Source organism: Neobacillus sp. FSL H8-0543, assembly GCF_038592905.1.
Taxonomy (GTDB): Bacteria; Bacillota; Bacilli; order Bacillales; family Cytobacillaceae; genus Neobacillus.
In genome coordinates this window covers 4,711,880-4,727,226 of sequence record NZ_CP151943.1, presented here as the reverse complement: position 1 = coordinate 4,727,226, position 15,347 = coordinate 4,711,880, and the positions used below count along the sequence as shown (strand labels likewise).

The 15,347-nt window shown below is 37.2% G+C and carries 14 protein-coding genes and 1 riboswitch; of the genes, 3 read left to right on the top strand and 11 right to left on the bottom strand.

Annotation, left to right across the window (positions count from 1 at the left end; genetic code table 11):
* Positions 1 to 59: 59 nt before the first annotated feature.
* The 10 genes from NSS81_RS23585 to NSS81_RS23540 all read right to left on the bottom strand — a co-directional run bounded on the left by NSS81_RS23585 (position 60) and on the right by NSS81_RS23540 (position 11,702).
* The gene (locus NSS81_RS23585; RefSeq protein WP_342431047.1) at positions 60 to 1,079 is read right to left on the bottom strand and encodes a BMP family protein; all 1,020 of its coding nucleotides are present in this window, start codon (positions 1,077 to 1,079) and stop codon (positions 60 to 62) included.
* Positions 1,080 to 1,266: 187 nt separating this feature from the next.
* Positions 1,267 to 1,374, bottom strand: a riboswitch (SAM riboswitch).
* Positions 1,375 to 1,405: 31 nt separating this feature from the next.
* Complete coding sequence (locus NSS81_RS23580) at positions 1,406 to 1,702, bottom strand: hypothetical protein (RefSeq protein WP_342431046.1); 297 nt, start codon at positions 1,700 to 1,702, stop codon at positions 1,406 to 1,408.
* Between the two features lie 719 nt (positions 1,703 to 2,421).
* The gene (locus NSS81_RS23575; protein WP_342431045.1) at positions 2,422 to 3,432 is read right to left on the bottom strand and encodes an SIS domain-containing protein; all 1,011 of its coding nucleotides are present in this window, start codon (positions 3,430 to 3,432) and stop codon (positions 2,422 to 2,424) included.
* Between the two features lie 44 nt (positions 3,433 to 3,476).
* Complete coding sequence (locus NSS81_RS23570) at positions 3,477 to 4,559, bottom strand: SIS domain-containing protein (RefSeq protein ID WP_342431044.1); 1,083 nt, start codon at positions 4,557 to 4,559, stop codon at positions 3,477 to 3,479.
* Positions 4,560 to 4,578: 19 nt separating this feature from the next.
* Complete coding sequence (locus NSS81_RS23565; RefSeq protein ID WP_342434134.1) at positions 4,579 to 5,424, bottom strand: PTS system mannose/fructose/sorbose family transporter subunit IID; 846 nt, start codon at positions 5,422 to 5,424, stop codon at positions 4,579 to 4,581.
* A complete protein-coding gene (locus NSS81_RS23560; protein ID WP_342431043.1) occupies positions 5,411 to 6,196 on the bottom strand; it encodes a PTS mannose/fructose/sorbose/N-acetylgalactosamine transporter subunit IIC in 786 nt (261 codons plus the stop codon). The genes NSS81_RS23565 and NSS81_RS23560 overlap by 14 nt, the downstream gene beginning before the upstream one ends.
* A gap of 24 nt (positions 6,197 to 6,220) precedes the next feature.
* Complete coding sequence (locus NSS81_RS23555) at positions 6,221 to 6,691, bottom strand: PTS sugar transporter subunit IIB (protein ID WP_342431042.1); 471 nt, start codon at positions 6,689 to 6,691, stop codon at positions 6,221 to 6,223.
* Between the two features lie 17 nt (positions 6,692 to 6,708).
* Positions 6,709 to 7,128, bottom strand: a complete 420-nt coding sequence (locus tag NSS81_RS23550) for a PTS sugar transporter subunit IIA (RefSeq protein WP_342431041.1) — start codon at positions 7,126 to 7,128, stop codon at positions 6,709 to 6,711.
* 91 nt (positions 7,129 to 7,219) lie between these two features.
* On the bottom strand, positions 7,220 to 10,030 hold the full coding sequence (locus NSS81_RS23545; protein WP_342431040.1) for a sigma 54-interacting transcriptional regulator: 2,811 nt from the start codon (positions 10,028 to 10,030) through the stop codon (positions 7,220 to 7,222).
* Positions 10,031 to 10,247: 217 nt separating this feature from the next.
* Positions 10,248 to 11,702, bottom strand: coding sequence for a CBS domain-containing protein (locus tag NSS81_RS23540; protein ID WP_342431039.1), 1,455 nt, complete (start codon positions 11,700 to 11,702; stop codon positions 10,248 to 10,250).
* 251 nt (positions 11,703 to 11,953) lie between these two features.
* Between NSS81_RS23540 and NSS81_RS23535 the strand changes: the two genes are divergently transcribed.
* The gene (locus tag NSS81_RS23535; protein ID WP_342431038.1) at positions 11,954 to 12,643 is read left to right on the top strand and encodes a class I SAM-dependent methyltransferase; all 690 of its coding nucleotides are present in this window, start codon (positions 11,954 to 11,956) and stop codon (positions 12,641 to 12,643) included.
* A gap of 213 nt (positions 12,644 to 12,856) precedes the next feature.
* Here NSS81_RS23535 and NSS81_RS23530 read toward each other — a convergent pair whose 3' ends face one another.
* Positions 12,857 to 13,243, bottom strand: a complete 387-nt coding sequence (locus NSS81_RS23530; protein WP_342431037.1) for a hypothetical protein — start codon at positions 13,241 to 13,243, stop codon at positions 12,857 to 12,859.
* Between the two features lie 562 nt (positions 13,244 to 13,805).
* Here NSS81_RS23530 and NSS81_RS23525 point away from each other — a divergent pair.
* A complete protein-coding gene (locus NSS81_RS23525) occupies positions 13,806 to 14,009 on the top strand; it encodes a hypothetical protein (protein WP_342431036.1) in 204 nt (67 codons plus the stop codon).
* A gap of 392 nt (positions 14,010 to 14,401) precedes the next feature.
* Positions 14,402 to 15,331 (top strand): MBL fold metallo-hydrolase, encoded by a 930-nt coding sequence (locus NSS81_RS23520; protein WP_342431035.1) that lies wholly within the window; start codon positions 14,402 to 14,404, stop codon positions 15,329 to 15,331.
* Positions 15,332 to 15,347 lie beyond the last annotated feature (16 nt).

Below are 15,347 nucleotides of genomic sequence, written 5' to 3'. Positions count from 1 at the left end.
TTTCCCCCTTTTAAAAATGGAAACCGACTACAATGTGCAGTCGGTTTACTTTTTTCAGATTAATTGCTCAATGGATTTTTGATTTCTCTTTTTCCAGATACAATTTCTTCATAAAGAGCTTTTACTTGGTCAATTACTTCCTGTCCAACAAAGCTGTTAAGAGGAGTTTTGCTTTCATGGGTTACATATGTTAAGCCAACACCCTTTTCCTTCAAGCCATACTCGACAATGCCAGATTTAAAATTATTGTTTGCAAATGCTTTTACGGTTTCATAGGCTGCAGCGTCCGTCCCTTTTAGCTGTGAGAGAACCACATGTTTTGGATCTACCTCTGTACGGTCAACATCCTGACCTGAAGTAAAGAATCCTTGCTCTTTTGCTGCTTCAAAGACACCTAAGTCTCCGACTGCCGCAGCTCCTGCAACGAAATCCGCTCCTTTAGAAGCTTGTAACAATGCTAATTCCTTCGCTTTCGCAGGATCCGTAAAACCTCCAACATAGTTTACTAGAAACTCTGCATTTGAATTGGTTTCCTTTAATCCTTGTTCAAACGCGACTGTCCATTTTTTCATTAGTGGAATATCCATCGCCACGACCATACCGACTTTATCGGTTTTCGTAGAAAGACCTGCTGCCGCTCCTAGTAAGAACGCTGCTTCATGCTCTCTGAAATTAACACTTTGAACATTTGGAAGGTCAACAACGGTGTCAATAATAGCAAACTGACGATCTGGATTTTCTGTTGCTATCTTTTTTAATGCATCCTCTGATTCAAATGATGAAGTAATGATTAAATCATATCCTTCTGCAACTGCAACCCTAAGGTTTTCTTCGATCGCAGAATGATCAGTTGATTCGATTGTCTTTAATTCTATTCCAAATTCTTCTGCCGCTTGTTTTGCACCTTCATCCATTTGCTGGAAGAATGGGTTTACCCCCATTTTCTCTGGAAGGACAAGGGCAATTTTCTTCTTAGCCTCTTTCGATGGCGACGTATCTTTCCCCGTTGATTCTTCAGCTCCACATCCAGCGACAAGCATTACCAAAGCTAGTACAATAAGTGAAAGTAGTTTTTTCATGATGTTCCCCCTGTAATATATTTCGTCTTTATTACTATTTATCTATTAATTTACTAAAATAAATCAAAAATAGCAATACAAAGTCGAATGTTTTTTTAATACTTTATATAAATGTTCGTGTTTTTCTTTTCGCACCTAATAAAATACCCTCTTCCGAAAATAGGAAGAGGGTTTATGTATATACTCTTCCTTATCTTTCAGAACTTACTCGTTCTGTAGGATTTGGCACCATACTATAAAAAATAGCGGTTGCCGGGCGTCATCGGGCCATTCCCTCTGCCTCTCTTGATAAGGTTAACATTATGTAGTATCAGGTATTAATCAACTTAAACAACTAAGTAATAATAAAAACTATATTCAATATATATTAAAAATTTTAAAATTACAATACTATTTAAATATTCATATAATAAAAATAACCGTTGGGAAAAGTCTATACAAGGATTTTCTGACCCGCTTAATCGAGTTATTGCAGTAACGGTTGGAAAGCGCTCCATATTAACAGCCTCATACAATACACTGGATTGTTGTCCACATGCTAAGTTATAACCAACAGCAATCCTATCTGTTTCAGTCGTTCCAACTAGGAGCGGGCTACAGCAATCTGATTTCAAAAATTTCAATTTTCTATTCACCTCTATTCATATTACATTAAATGCAAAAAATCTTTTTTTGAAATGGACAAGTTTAAAGTGAATCCGTACATTTTTAATCTTTTTTCAAGTAACTTACAATAAATAGAAAAAAGTGCTATTGGAACATAAAAAATGGAACAGTTACTGTAAAGTAACTGTCCTTGGAAGTTTCAATTTAAAGTTTGGGAACTAGTCCCCCTCTTAATTGAACATTAGATTTAATCAAACATTTACAGAACCTTAACATCCACAAAGCAGGCTCTTAACAATGATTGATTATCCTAGTATTAGCGGGGATGGCATGTGTGGCTGTCATGGTAATTGGCGAAGGTGGAGCCATTACTTGTTTATTAATCTTTTAGAAAATTCCAACAGGTACTTACTTCACTATTACAAATAAAAGCGCTAGGAACCCTCCATTTGATGGATAGTGCCTTCATTTTCGAAAATTCGGAGAATAAAAGTGCAGTACACTTTAGTGATAGATAATATTCAATTGTCTTCCTGCTACTAGAGGAGGAGATACATTTTTTTACACCTACTGTTCCAATCCTTTCATAAGTTTTTCAGCGCCCTGCTTAATAACCAAACCTCTCTCCATAATCATCCTACTTTAAAAGAAATCCCCTTCACATGTTGCGTGAAGGGGATTATGTTTGTTTTACAATTACAGTCATTGTCTCTAAAAGGGGACTGGTTCCTCTCCCCTAATAATCAAACTGACGGTAGTAACGGCGCATGTCTAGGTCATGGCCTGTGTATTTTTCGTAATAGCGAGCCAGACGGTCTACTAACAGTGTGGAAGAAATGGCTGGTGCTAATATCCAGCGGAATTCATCGTCAATTCCGTTCAATTCATAGTCTTTTGTATCAAGGACTACAAGCTTTTTCGTATATTGTTTACAGAACTTTTCAACACGCTCATCGAGCACTCGGCGTTTCCCCTCACCTTTAACTAAGAAAACGGGTACATCCTCATCTACCAACTCTAGTGTCCCATGGAAAAACTCAGAAGAGGAAACAGCTTTGGTTCGAACCCATTGCATTTCTTCGAGGATACACATGGAGAATAGGTATACCTCTCCCCATATTTCCCCGTCACCAACCCAAATATTGTATGGCTCATTATAGTACGTTTTCGCAATTTCATCTGCGACTGGTTCAAATTTTTTCTTAGCGTTCAATAGGTTTTCCGGAAGGGTTTCAAGTTGATCCGCAAATTTTGTGTACGTTGGAAATTCGCCTGCATTTTTGAGCATTTTGAACACTAGCATAAATAATTGCATATATTCAAACTCCACGCCATTTTTCGCTTTATTTGGAATGACCCAGCGACTTGCCTTTTCCAATGGAGTCCCTGGAGTACCTACTAGTGACACAACTCGGAAACCTTGTTCCTTACACCATTCTGCAGCGGCAACGCTCTCTTTTGTATCTCCGGATTTAGATGCCATGATCACAATCGAATCTTTTGTAAGCTGTTTATGACCTGTTAACACAACTTCGCCTGCCTGTTCTGAAAAAACAGGAATATCCGTCATTTGTTTTAGCATTTCTTGTATTGGCCACATGATAGAAATAGATCCGCCAACCGAAATGAAAAAGATATTTTTAAATCCCTCTTTTGAAATTTCATCAGCAATCTTTTCAATTTCCTCACGTGTTTCATAAGTAATCCGGCCATTTTCTAAATAGACGCCTTCATCAAATTTTAACATGTTGTTGGTTTGCTCCTCCGTTTGTAATCTGCATTTACCTGCTATTAAACTTTGCTTTTTAAAACTTTATCAAAGTCATCAAATATACGGACTCCAAGATCAATTCCTCTTCCAGAAGCAATTCTGTAAGCTAATAGTTGGAGCGGAATAACCAAAGCCAATGGACTGATTAATTCATCAAGATCGATGTCTAAAGACAAGCTTTTCGAATCAGCGTCATCAGATTCATTTGAGATTGAAAAGCAGTGTTCAGTATATGGCAGCAGATACTGTTTTAAACTCTCAGACCGCTGCGCGAGATGACCTTTGGTTTTAATAAAAATCAACCCATAGGATTGGTTTACTTCTAAATACGGACCGTGCATAAAAGCTTCCAACTCAAACCCCTGTGTGGGAACACGAACGGTTTCAGTAAATTTGGTTTCTCCCTCTTTTGCTGTACCAACCGTTGGACCATAGCCGATGACAGCAAAGCGTGGAATGGCAGTCAATTCACTGGCATGTTGATTATAGAAGCTCTCTGTTTTTTCAATCATTGCGGGAATATGCTCAATTATTCTAGTAAACTTTTCAATTTCTTTTGCTACTTCTTCTGCTTGTATCTCTCCAAGTACTGCTCCTGCTGTTATTCCCATTAACATGGAAGTAAGGACTGTCGCTGTAAAACCCTTCGTAACAAAGCCGACTTTTTCAACCCCACAGCCGATATCAATAACCGTATCGGCATACTCGATAATTGGACTATCCATCTTCGAAGTCAAGACTGCCGTTGGAATCCTTCCTGCACCATGGACCTTTTTTAGTGCTTCAATCGTTGAAAAACTATGCCCACTTTGCGAAACAGCAAGAATAAAATCTGTGGATGGCTTTATTTTTTCATAATGAACAAAGTTAAATGGCTCTTGAATTTCGATAGATACGCCAGCAGTCTTTTCCATATAGTATTTAGCACTTACCATCGCATTTGCACTGGATCCTGTTGCTAGTACAAGCCAATTTCTAGGCTGTTTCGCTTGAATCAATTCCTTAAATGGCTGCAGATTTTCTTCATAGTTTGTCAAAATCTCTTTACATACTTGCGGTTCCTCGTGTATATAGGTCATCATCGTTTCTTTCAAATGGAACACCCTTTTTCTGTATTTAAAATTAGCCCAAAATGCCCGCCCAAACTCCAAGGATACCGACGAGCGCGATTCCAATAAGAATGGTGGTTGCTTTAAAGCCCTTACCGAGCAGCCAATAGATCACTCCAAATGCCGCTAAAGGCAAGAGGCCTGGCATGATATTATTTAAGATATCTTGAACCGGTGCCGCCCCTTCTCCACTACCTATTTTTAGCGGGACACCGATCGAAATCATCGAAGCGCTCATTCCCCCTATCACCATTAATCCAAGAATCGCAGCTCCAAAGGTTAAGCTTTCCATGGTTCCACTTTGCTGCAAACGCTGTAAAAAGCCAGTCCCCATTTTAAAACCAAGCCGGGTAAGCATAAAGCGAATCAAAATATGAGGAACATTGAAGACGAGTAAAAATAAAATGGGACCAAGTATATTTCCTTGCAAGGCCAGCGATGTTCCGACTCCGGTAGCAATTAACCGCAGTGTACCCCAAAAGAATGAATCTCCTAATCCGGCTAACGGCCCCATCAAGGAGGCCTTAACGCTGTTTATCGTTGAGGAATCAAAATCTTTGCTTTCCGCATTTTGTTTTTCCATGGCCGCAGACAAACCTAGCATCATCGTGACAATATGTGGTGTTGTATTAAAAAATTCAAGATGGCGTTTTAACGCTTGTGAAAGGTCTTCCTTATTCTTATATAACTTTTTCAAAAGTGGAATCATCGCATAAGTATAGGCCATATTCATTTGTCGTTCATAGTTCCAAGAGAATTCCATTTGAAAGGAACGCCAGAAGATTCGATTAAGATCTTTATTACTTACTTTTATTTGTTCTAAATCCTCGAGAACCTGTTCTTGATCAGAAGTCTTCATCGTCGTCATCGCTCATCACTCCTCCTTGATTTGTTGCTAGATTTACTTTCTTACCTTGCATAACGTTAACCATAATTACCGCTACAATCGCTCCAAGAATTGCAATACCCGTTACTGGAACATTTAAATAAGCAACAATGATAAAACCTAGAAAGAAATAAGGTACCACTTTTTTATTAATCAATAATCTAGCCAACATTGCAAAACCGAGTGCTGGTAAAATACCCGTAGCGACCTGTAATCCTGTTTGAATGAAATTCGGGATGGAATCTAACACACCTTTAATGGCATCGCTGCCAACGTAAAATGAGATGGTAACAATCATTCCAAGCATTAAGGAAAGACCGAAACCTCCAATTAAATGCATCGCTTCAATCCCGCGAGTATTGCCATCATCGGCATATTTATCTGCTTTATGGGCAAGAATTGGTAAAAAGAGTCCTAGATAAATATTTTTCAAGACAAGTGTAAAGGTTGCGATCGGTAACCCAAGTAAAAGGGCTGTTTCTGGACCCGCACCGGAGGAAATCGCAAATGCTGTCCCAAGGACACCACCTGTTACAACATCAGGTGGGATTGCCGCCCCCACTGAGAAGGAACCAATGAAAGCCAGCTCCAATGTTGCCCCCATAATGACTCCCGTTGTTATATCTCCCATGACAATCCCAACCAATAAGCCTGTTACAAGGGGACGAGAAAGTAAGCTTGTACCCAATGCATATTCACTTTGTGCTATAAAAGCAACCAAACCAAGCAACAATGCCGTAACCATTTAAACCCCTCCTATACTAAAATTTTAGAGCACATTTTGTGCAATTACCTTTTTATCACTTGGTACTTGTCTAATTTCGACCTCAACACCTTGAGCTGCCATCTTTTTCACCAGCTCTTCCTCTTCAGGCAATAGATTCACGGCTTTCGAAATGTTGCGAGCTCCTTCCTTCGCTTTAATTCCTCCTAAATTTACTTGTTTGATTTCAGGATAAGCGCTTACAATCCGTTCGGCATCTGCCACAGATTCCACGACAATAAAGAGTTTATATTTATCTGTAGCACCGCTTTTCAATGCCGCTATCGAATCGTCAATATTTTTAATGACCAATTTTATTCCTTGTGGCTTTGCAAGCTTAATCGTGGTTTTTCTTAATGCGTTTACTGGCACATCATCATTCGCAATTAATATCGAATCTACCCCTAAATTATTTGTCCAAGAAAATGCGACCTGTCCATGTAATAATCGATGGTCCACGCGTAATAACTTAATCATATGAGAGATCCTCCCTGTTAAAATTCTTCGTCATCTGTATCACATTTTAAATCTAGATTGCAATATCTCATCGAGCTTTTTGAATTATTCAGTGCAGATTTAATTAATTTCACCGTATCCTTTTCTCGGTTATTCATGGTTACCAATTCAATGACCATTGCCAGATTCAGACCAGCTATTAAATGAATGCGTTTATCATCAAGTACATTCATAAATTCGTTATTAACACTGCCGCCAAAGATGTCTGTGACAACAATTAATTCATCCTCATCCATGAGTCTCCTTAAACAAGCATTAATTTGCGATTTAATATCCACTTTTTCCTCAAGATAAGCCCCCATTGTCCAAACACTTTCTTGCTTGCCTGTGATCATCTCAACTGAATGTAGCATTCCTTCCGCGAGTCTGCCGTGCGAGGCAAATAACAAATATCTCATGATTATCACCACCTTTATTTCATATTCCATCACTCTACCTATATATCATGCAAAAAGCGTGCCAACTTAGTGGCACGCTCCCCGTTTTTATTTAGAATTCCTCATGATAACTACTTTCTGCCGCTAAATAATCATAAATATAGCCGATCTCGGCGAGATTGATTTTGACATTATAGATACTCTCTATGACACTAAATGCCTCTTTTATAAAAGTGATCATCTCTTTTTGACACTGTTCAAAATATTCAAGATTATGATAGTTCTCAATCGGAACTTGGCGAATCAGCCGCTCAACCAAACAACTGACATGAACATATAAGGCAACTTTTTTATCATTTGGCAATCGTTTGTTTAAACGAATTTCTAATCGATGGATAAATTCCTCTGCGTGAGAAAGGATTTTTTCTGAATCTAGAATAGTAATCGATTCAATGACCCGTTCAAGCGAGCAATTGCGAATCAAGTTATCATTTATTTCTTTAAAGCGTTCTTCATTTACAATGGGCTGGAAGATTTTACGCATCTTTGCCTCTCCTTGTCCAGAAATGATATCTTCCAAGGAAAGGTACAGTACCTTCTTTATTCCTGGATCTGTTGTCCCGACAATGGCTAGTACATCATAAAGTTGAAATATTGCTTCCGAAGAACCTAATTCTTCTAACCGATTATAATCATAGGCCATCACTTGGATTGCTAAATCTTCTGGAATACTTGCTTCAAGTAACTTTTGAATTTGATAGGCTGTTCCCATGCCAGTTAAACAAGAGGTGATGATGATCTTTTCCTTTTCCTTTTCAGGATAAATAATGTTATACTCCGTTTCATTTGCAATGCGCAAATTTTCAATCATTTCTTCCAAAAATAAGTCCTTCTCTAACATACTTCCAAGAAATAATGCCATCTGAGTTGAAACATTATTAATGATGGCCACCGGACCATTCACATGCTTTTTGAATTGAGAATAAATATCTTTCAATGAACCCATATCGACTAAAATGACAAGGCCTTTCGATACGTCGTTATGTTCAATATAATTCACTACTCGTGCGGCGGTTTCTTCAACGGAAATGTCAATCGGCATATCAAATGCTTCAAAGACATTTTTACTTAATAGACGATTGGCAACGTTGGCGATACTACTGGCCGTTGCATATCCATGAGCTAAAATAATCGCTTTCACCTGCTGGTTCGTCTGTTCAATCGCCAAACTTCGCAGATAGAAGGCTAAGAAAATTTCATCCATCATATAAAGTTTTACATCCAATTTGCTTTCTAACAGATGGACAAATTGCTTAGCTAATTGCTGCTCCATCTTATAGGATGCATCAATATAATGTCCCAGTTTTTCGATAATCGTTTCTTGTTGTTCAGACCATCTAATCAGTGTGTTCCCCTTGTAATAAAGAAAATGAGCAATAGCGTAAATGCTATTTCCATTAAATTTGACATGATAATTCGTTTCAAGATACTGAATAATTTCTTGAACACTAACTGTCGTTAATTCCAATCTCACTCCAGCGTCTTCTTTTGAGTTTTTAAAAATAAGATGATCAAAGAGTAGGAGAATATCATTCATTACGTTTTGCTCAAAATACTTTTGATTTAATCCTTTTTCTTGACTCTCATCAAAAAGGTCTAAAATTTTTCCATATGTTTTTTTAATCAACTGCATTTGAGAGATACTGGTTTCGTACAATTGATCTAGAGTAGAATCCGGCTGAATAACAATATCATGATTCTGCTTTAATTTGTTGTCTGTATATCGAATCGTTTCTTCTAAAATTCGATCGGGCAAATCATGTAATGTGAGCTGAACCTCGTATTCTTTTTGATTCTTAACAAATGATGCGGCAGCAATATATTTGATTGTGTTTTTTAAATCACCCATGTTTCCATTGTAATGGTGTTTGATTAAGGCATCGAGCGCCCGAGTAGTAATCCGAATCGCTTTCCCAAGTTTCCTAGCCTCGTTTATCAAAAACAGATAGACAAATTGTTTCTTTTCTCTTTCACCGCGTTCATCCAATCCAGGTAACATGACACGAATAGGAATCCGCCGCAAAAATGTTTGTAAAAAGTTTGTTTCTAAATTCTCCGTGGTGGCAAAGATTAGTCGAACATTTGCTTCATGGTTGCCTTCACTCTCACCCATTCTGCGATAAATTCCCTGATCAAGGAAAGTGAATAACTTCTCTTGACCTTCCGCATTTAATCTATGGACCTCATCTAAAAACAAAATCCCGCCGTCTGCTGCTGCAAGCATTCCGTCCTTGGTTTTATCCGCACCGGTAAAAGCGCCTTTGACATATCCAAATAAATTACTGGACATCAACTCTGGATTGTTTGCATATTGTGCACAATTAAAACTAATAAACGGAGCATTCTTAGAGAGAGTCTCCTTTTCCACACTATAGCGATAAATACGCTCAGCCGTGTAACTTTTGCCGACACCCGTGGGACCACATAATATAATCGGCAATCCACCGCCCGGATAATAAATAGACGTTTTTATCTGTTCGATGGCTCTTTTCAGGCTACCTTCCGAGCCAATTAACCCTTCAAGGAGATCTAAAGGAGGCTTTTCGGCTGGCTGATGCGCCATCAACTCTTGAAAACTATTCAAAACGTAAATTGGCAGTGGGAAAAATTGACGTTCAAAGATGGATCGGCTTAAAAAATAAACTGGCCTTGTATTAATCTTAATGATTTTTTCCTCATCAAGCAGCTGATTCAGGTAATGACTTACCGTATTTCGCTTTACGTGAAAAAATTCAGAGATGACTTTCGCTGTTAATCGGTCAGACGGTTGCTCCACTTTCAAGTTCCCAGTTTCCGCATCTAGAAACTCTAGTAATTCCTCTTTCAATCCCATATTTTCACCCTCAAACTCTGCTATTCTCATTTGGAATCGTTAACTATTAGACTTAATAATTTCTCTCAGTCAAATAACGATGTATATTGTGGAAATCATTTAGTTATATAACAACGAACTAGTACCTCTCAAAGCGGCATCAATAATTTATTATAAATACTTTTTTTATTGGGTGGCTTTAGCTCAGTCAACTGGACCAAGCCATTTCATTCTTATTATCTACACTATAAATTTGCAGAACCCCTAATTATATTTCTAATACATCCCAGGGTGTGATTATCCCTAGTAATGTTTCCGTTTTTTTCCCATTTTCAGTGATTAAAAGAGCATCTAATTTAACTGTTCCCACCTCTAAATGGTTGAGAAACTTTTCTTTCGCTTCGAATACAGATATATTCCTAGAGACAAATAGAAAGTGACTTTGTATTTCCTCATACTGGATTACGTCATTTATCTTTGTATCAGAAATTGAGATTAAATCATCATTAAGTGATCTTGAAAGCCAATTTGTAATTCCGTTCTCCGTTAGTAATCCAATAAATTGACCATTATCATCATAAATAGGAAATTGTGAATATCCTTGCTGATTCACCTCAATTAATATGGTTGTCAATGACTCATCAGTGGTAAAGCTTTTAACATTACTCGCATATTTAGGGTATACCCTTTCTGGTTTTATAAGGTGACCTAAGATATTTTCAATATTAATGACTGTTTCAATATGTGGCTCGGCAATCGAATATTCTACCTGATTTTTCCTATGAACAATTACATTTCTTAAGTCATTAAAAACTTGAAGGTCATCAAAGCAACGAGCTAGGATAAAGTTTTTATGCCTTAACTTATTCAGTCCCTCAGTAAAACCAACATGTCTATTTGACCCGCTTTCTTTCTTTATGAAATCATGAATGTTATTAAATGCACTTAAAAATCTATCAGAGTTAATGTTTGCCATTATTTTATCCTCTTTCACTAATACTTGGGTTTTTCCAAAACTATCAAATTCCACAAATATCGGAACGTGATCGCTGTATCGGATCCAATTGTCATATGTTCCAACTTCCACTTTATTTAAACGTTCCAATAATGGTTTAGAAGCAAAGATAAAATCCAAGTGAAAGGGCCTTTCTTTCTCTTTTCTAAAATAGTAGGTTGGTAAAGTTTCTTCACCATGTTCTTCTTTGTAAAAAGTATGGTAGGTACTATGTATGGAATACTGGTTTAGTAAATCAACTACCTCAGAATGTGTACCAACTCTTTTTAAGTGATCGAATATCTTATTACTGTTCCAATCGCCTACCAGCATACAATTATCATTTAACAGAGATTCATAGTGCTTTAATGCCTTATAAATCTGACCAATATAACTAGTGTATTGCTTTTCTGTGCGCTGAGACCAAATGGCGATTAAGTTGAATTCTTCCTGCCCGCTTACTTTTAATGGAATAATATATTTGAATTCTTCTGTATAAGCTGGATGAATCTCTAATGTAAAATGGGAGTTTAGCATTAAAACCCCTATTCCCTTATTGGCGTTATCACCGAACCAAAGAAACTGGTTAATCTTATCCATATACAGACTATTTCTCCATTTATCTGGTGCTTCGCATTCAGGTATAACTAGTAAATCTGCCGAGAAATCTAACACATGGTTAATTTTCTCTCTAAATTTCATTGCGGAATTCCAATTAACTATTCTCAAATTTTTATCTCCAATTCAATCGAGTATTCTCCTAGACATTCCAGCACCTGTTATTTATTCGCTTTCTTATAATCTATTAATAGTCATACAAGTTATCATTCGACAAAAATTGATACTTTCCTCCATTTTATTATTATCAGAGTCATGTGCTATATTGGGTTTATATACGAATTGAAACTGCGATTAACAAAAGTGCCAGGCATCTTCCATTTGTAGAATAAAGGAGTTCATTTTACAGGAAATTTAGTGGTTTGGATAGAATAGATAGTAAGGATAAATTTTATGGGCAGGTGATAAAATTGAGTTGGGACGAAGCATATATTAATGGTAGTTTTCGGGATATGTGGGATCTTTCGTTTCCGTCACAGGAGTTGGTTGCTTTTATTGCCACTATCAACTTTCCAAAGGAGACAGTGGGTTTGGATGTTGGCTGTGGAGCTGGTCGAGAAACAGTATTTCTTGCCCAACACGGATTGAATATGATTGGAGTAGATATAAGTGTAGAAGCTCTTAGGATCGCTGCTGAACGGGCAAAGGAGGCTGGGGTGCAGGTTGACTGGCGTTATGGAAATGTCTTAGATTTACCGATTGAGGACCATTCCATAGATTTTGTAAATGATCGGGGCTGTTTTCATTCAATTGCCGAAGAAAAACGAGATCAATTTGCACGAGAGATTGCCCGCATCATCAAACCAGGTGGTTTGATGTTGCTCCGAGGTTGTCGTGAAAAAAAAGAAAAGGGGCATTTTATCCCTGTGACAGGACACGCAATCGACCGACACTTCGGTAAATACTTTGACCGTGGAGAAGTGTTCCCAATTCAAATGGTAACAGGTAGTGGTTTCAGCCGTGAAGGAATGAAAGGAAACCTAGTGGTGCTAAAAAACGTGAATAAAGGGGTAGTGAAATCCATTGACTCCCCTAAGGATATGCATTTTTGAGACATCTTTATTTTAGAGGAGCAATAAAAGTGCACCCTCCATTTTGTACTGCACCCCAAAAAACACCAGTAAGATAAGATGGTATCTAATATTTACTGGTGTTTTACCTTTCATTATGAAAATTTAAAAAAGCATTAATAACATACTGCCTTGAAATGTCCTTAAAAGGTTAGACTTTGCCCTTCTTTGAGGTAGGATAAATTTATTCATAATCTAAATTAAATTCCCCACAATGATCATTGAAACAATAAAAAAGCCTATAATCCCATAGAAACAGAGGAACATTGTAAGGTCATTTTTCCTTTGTAATTTTTGATATTTTTTATAACTGATTTCACCTTTTGCAAACCTTAATCCATTCAAATTTGGTTCCACGGAATAAAGTGAACCGTCCTTATCTTGAAGTAATACCTTGGTAATTAAGGCCGTTCCACTTGCTGGTGTATCATGATGTTCATTCTCATGTACAACTAGTTTTTGAAATCCTGCACCTTCGCCGCCTGAAAAATCCACGCCTACAAATTTATACAATGTATTACCCTTTATCACTTCGGTCATTTTATAAGCTTGTTGCTCAATGAAGTGATTGGAAACGCACATTTTTATCACCTCGCTAATTTAGGAGAAAGTGATGAGAACCATTTTTATATTTCCTTTAGACTAATAATTTGGCTTAATCCAACTTTTTATTTTATTGTATGATCATATAATAAAATGGTCAAAAATAACACTTCATCAATGAATTTTTAATGGAACTGAAAGAATATGGAAAACAAAAGAGCTTCTTACGAAAATGAGTAAGCATAAGGAAAAGTTGTACGCTTTGTCGGATATTGCTATTAATGAAGGTGACAAGGAATCATTCAAACAAAATAAGGACTTAATCACAAATTACTCAGTCTGTTTGTTCTAATTACCGTTATTTCAACATTTATTCGCTTTTGACACACAAAATAACATAGGTAATATCACACCTAATAACAGTGTGACAATAACTATGGGTCACACTGTTATTTAGGTTGTTAAATTGATTGTTAATTGACTATCAACTTGAAAGGATGAAAGGGGAATTCTAAATATATGTTAAAATAGGTATATAGATTGTGATGGGTTGAAACAAAGTAGTTTAGCTTTAATTTCCCATTTTAAAGGGGGTTTAATAATGAAAAGGATTTGCAATCAATGCCAAACTGAAATGATAACAGATTGTAAAGTAAATGTTGAATATGACTTGTCTGGAATTACGATTAGTCAAAAGCGTAAAGGACTTTTCAAAAATGTTTCTGCAAAGACTAAAGCCGCTGTATGTCCAAATTGTGGTAATATAGCTTTTTATATTGATGATTACCAAATATTCAATAAATAATTACTTATTCAGCGTACGGGAGCATTAACAGAATAGGTGTAATAATAAAAACGCTCAGAGACTATAAACTCGGAGTGTTTTTATTTATTATTTGGTGTTTAACTCAAGTAGTTAAAAACCCATTGCTTATTTTTACGGAATTCTCGACAAAAAGCTTTCAAAATTCTATTACACGAGTTGTATGAAATGGTTTTGGATGATGAGGAATAGAAGGAAAAGGAACTTTTTTTTGCAGTGAAGGAACCCTCATTATCAGATGAACACAAAGCTCTAATAATCTTCGGACAACGATTTTAAATGCATTTAAAAGTCAGGACAAGGTTACTGTCCCTTCTTTCCCTCGTTTTCTGTTATAATTCTTTTAAAAATCAGTTACGGATCAAGGTGAGAAAATGAGGAAACGGTATACAAATTTAAATGAAGAGAACAACATCAAAACGTTTAGGGATTTGCGGAAATGGCAGAAGGAAAGACGAAGCAAAGTGAAAGATTTAACCGAAAATATTCAGCAATGTCCGAACAAGAACCTAATTGAAATTCAGGAAAACAGAAGCCGGATTTCTTATACATGGATTGGGCATTCCACTTTTTTCATTCAAATGAATGGGCTGAATATAGTAACCGACCCGGTGTGGGCTAAGCGAATGGGTTTTCAGAAACGGTTAACGGAGCCAGGAATTCTATTAGAGGCCTTGCCGGAAATTGATCTTGTCGTTATTTCACATGGACACTATGATCATTTGGATTTCCCAACCATAAAAAAATTAAAAGGAAACCCCCATTTTTTTGTTCCGATCGGATTACGGTCGCTATTTCTAAAAAAAGGGTATCATCGTGTAACCGAAATGAACTGGTGGGATAGCATCGAATTTAACGGGATTATGCTTCACTTCGTCCCCGCCCAGCATTGGACGAGAAGAACGCTTACCGATATTAATAGCTCCCATTGGGGCGGCTTTATTTTTCAAAGCCAAGACAAAACGTTTTATTTTGTTGGTGATACGGGCTATTTCAACGGTTTTCAACAGATTGGCGAACGCTTTACCATTGATACAGTGTTCATGCCAATCGGAGCCTATGAGCCGGAATGGTTTATGGCTGATTCCCATATTTCACCGGAGGACAGTGTTAAAGCGTTTACTGAATTAAAGGCTAAGTTTTTTGTGCCTATGCATTATGGTGCCTATCGATTGGCTGATGACACAGGCCCAGAGGCACTTGATCGTCTATACAAAGAATGGGAAAAGCAACAGCTTCCCGAGGAACAATTAAAGGTTTTGTTGTTGGGTGCAACCGTGATGGAAGACGGATCCGGGCAGTGAATCGTTACCACATTCC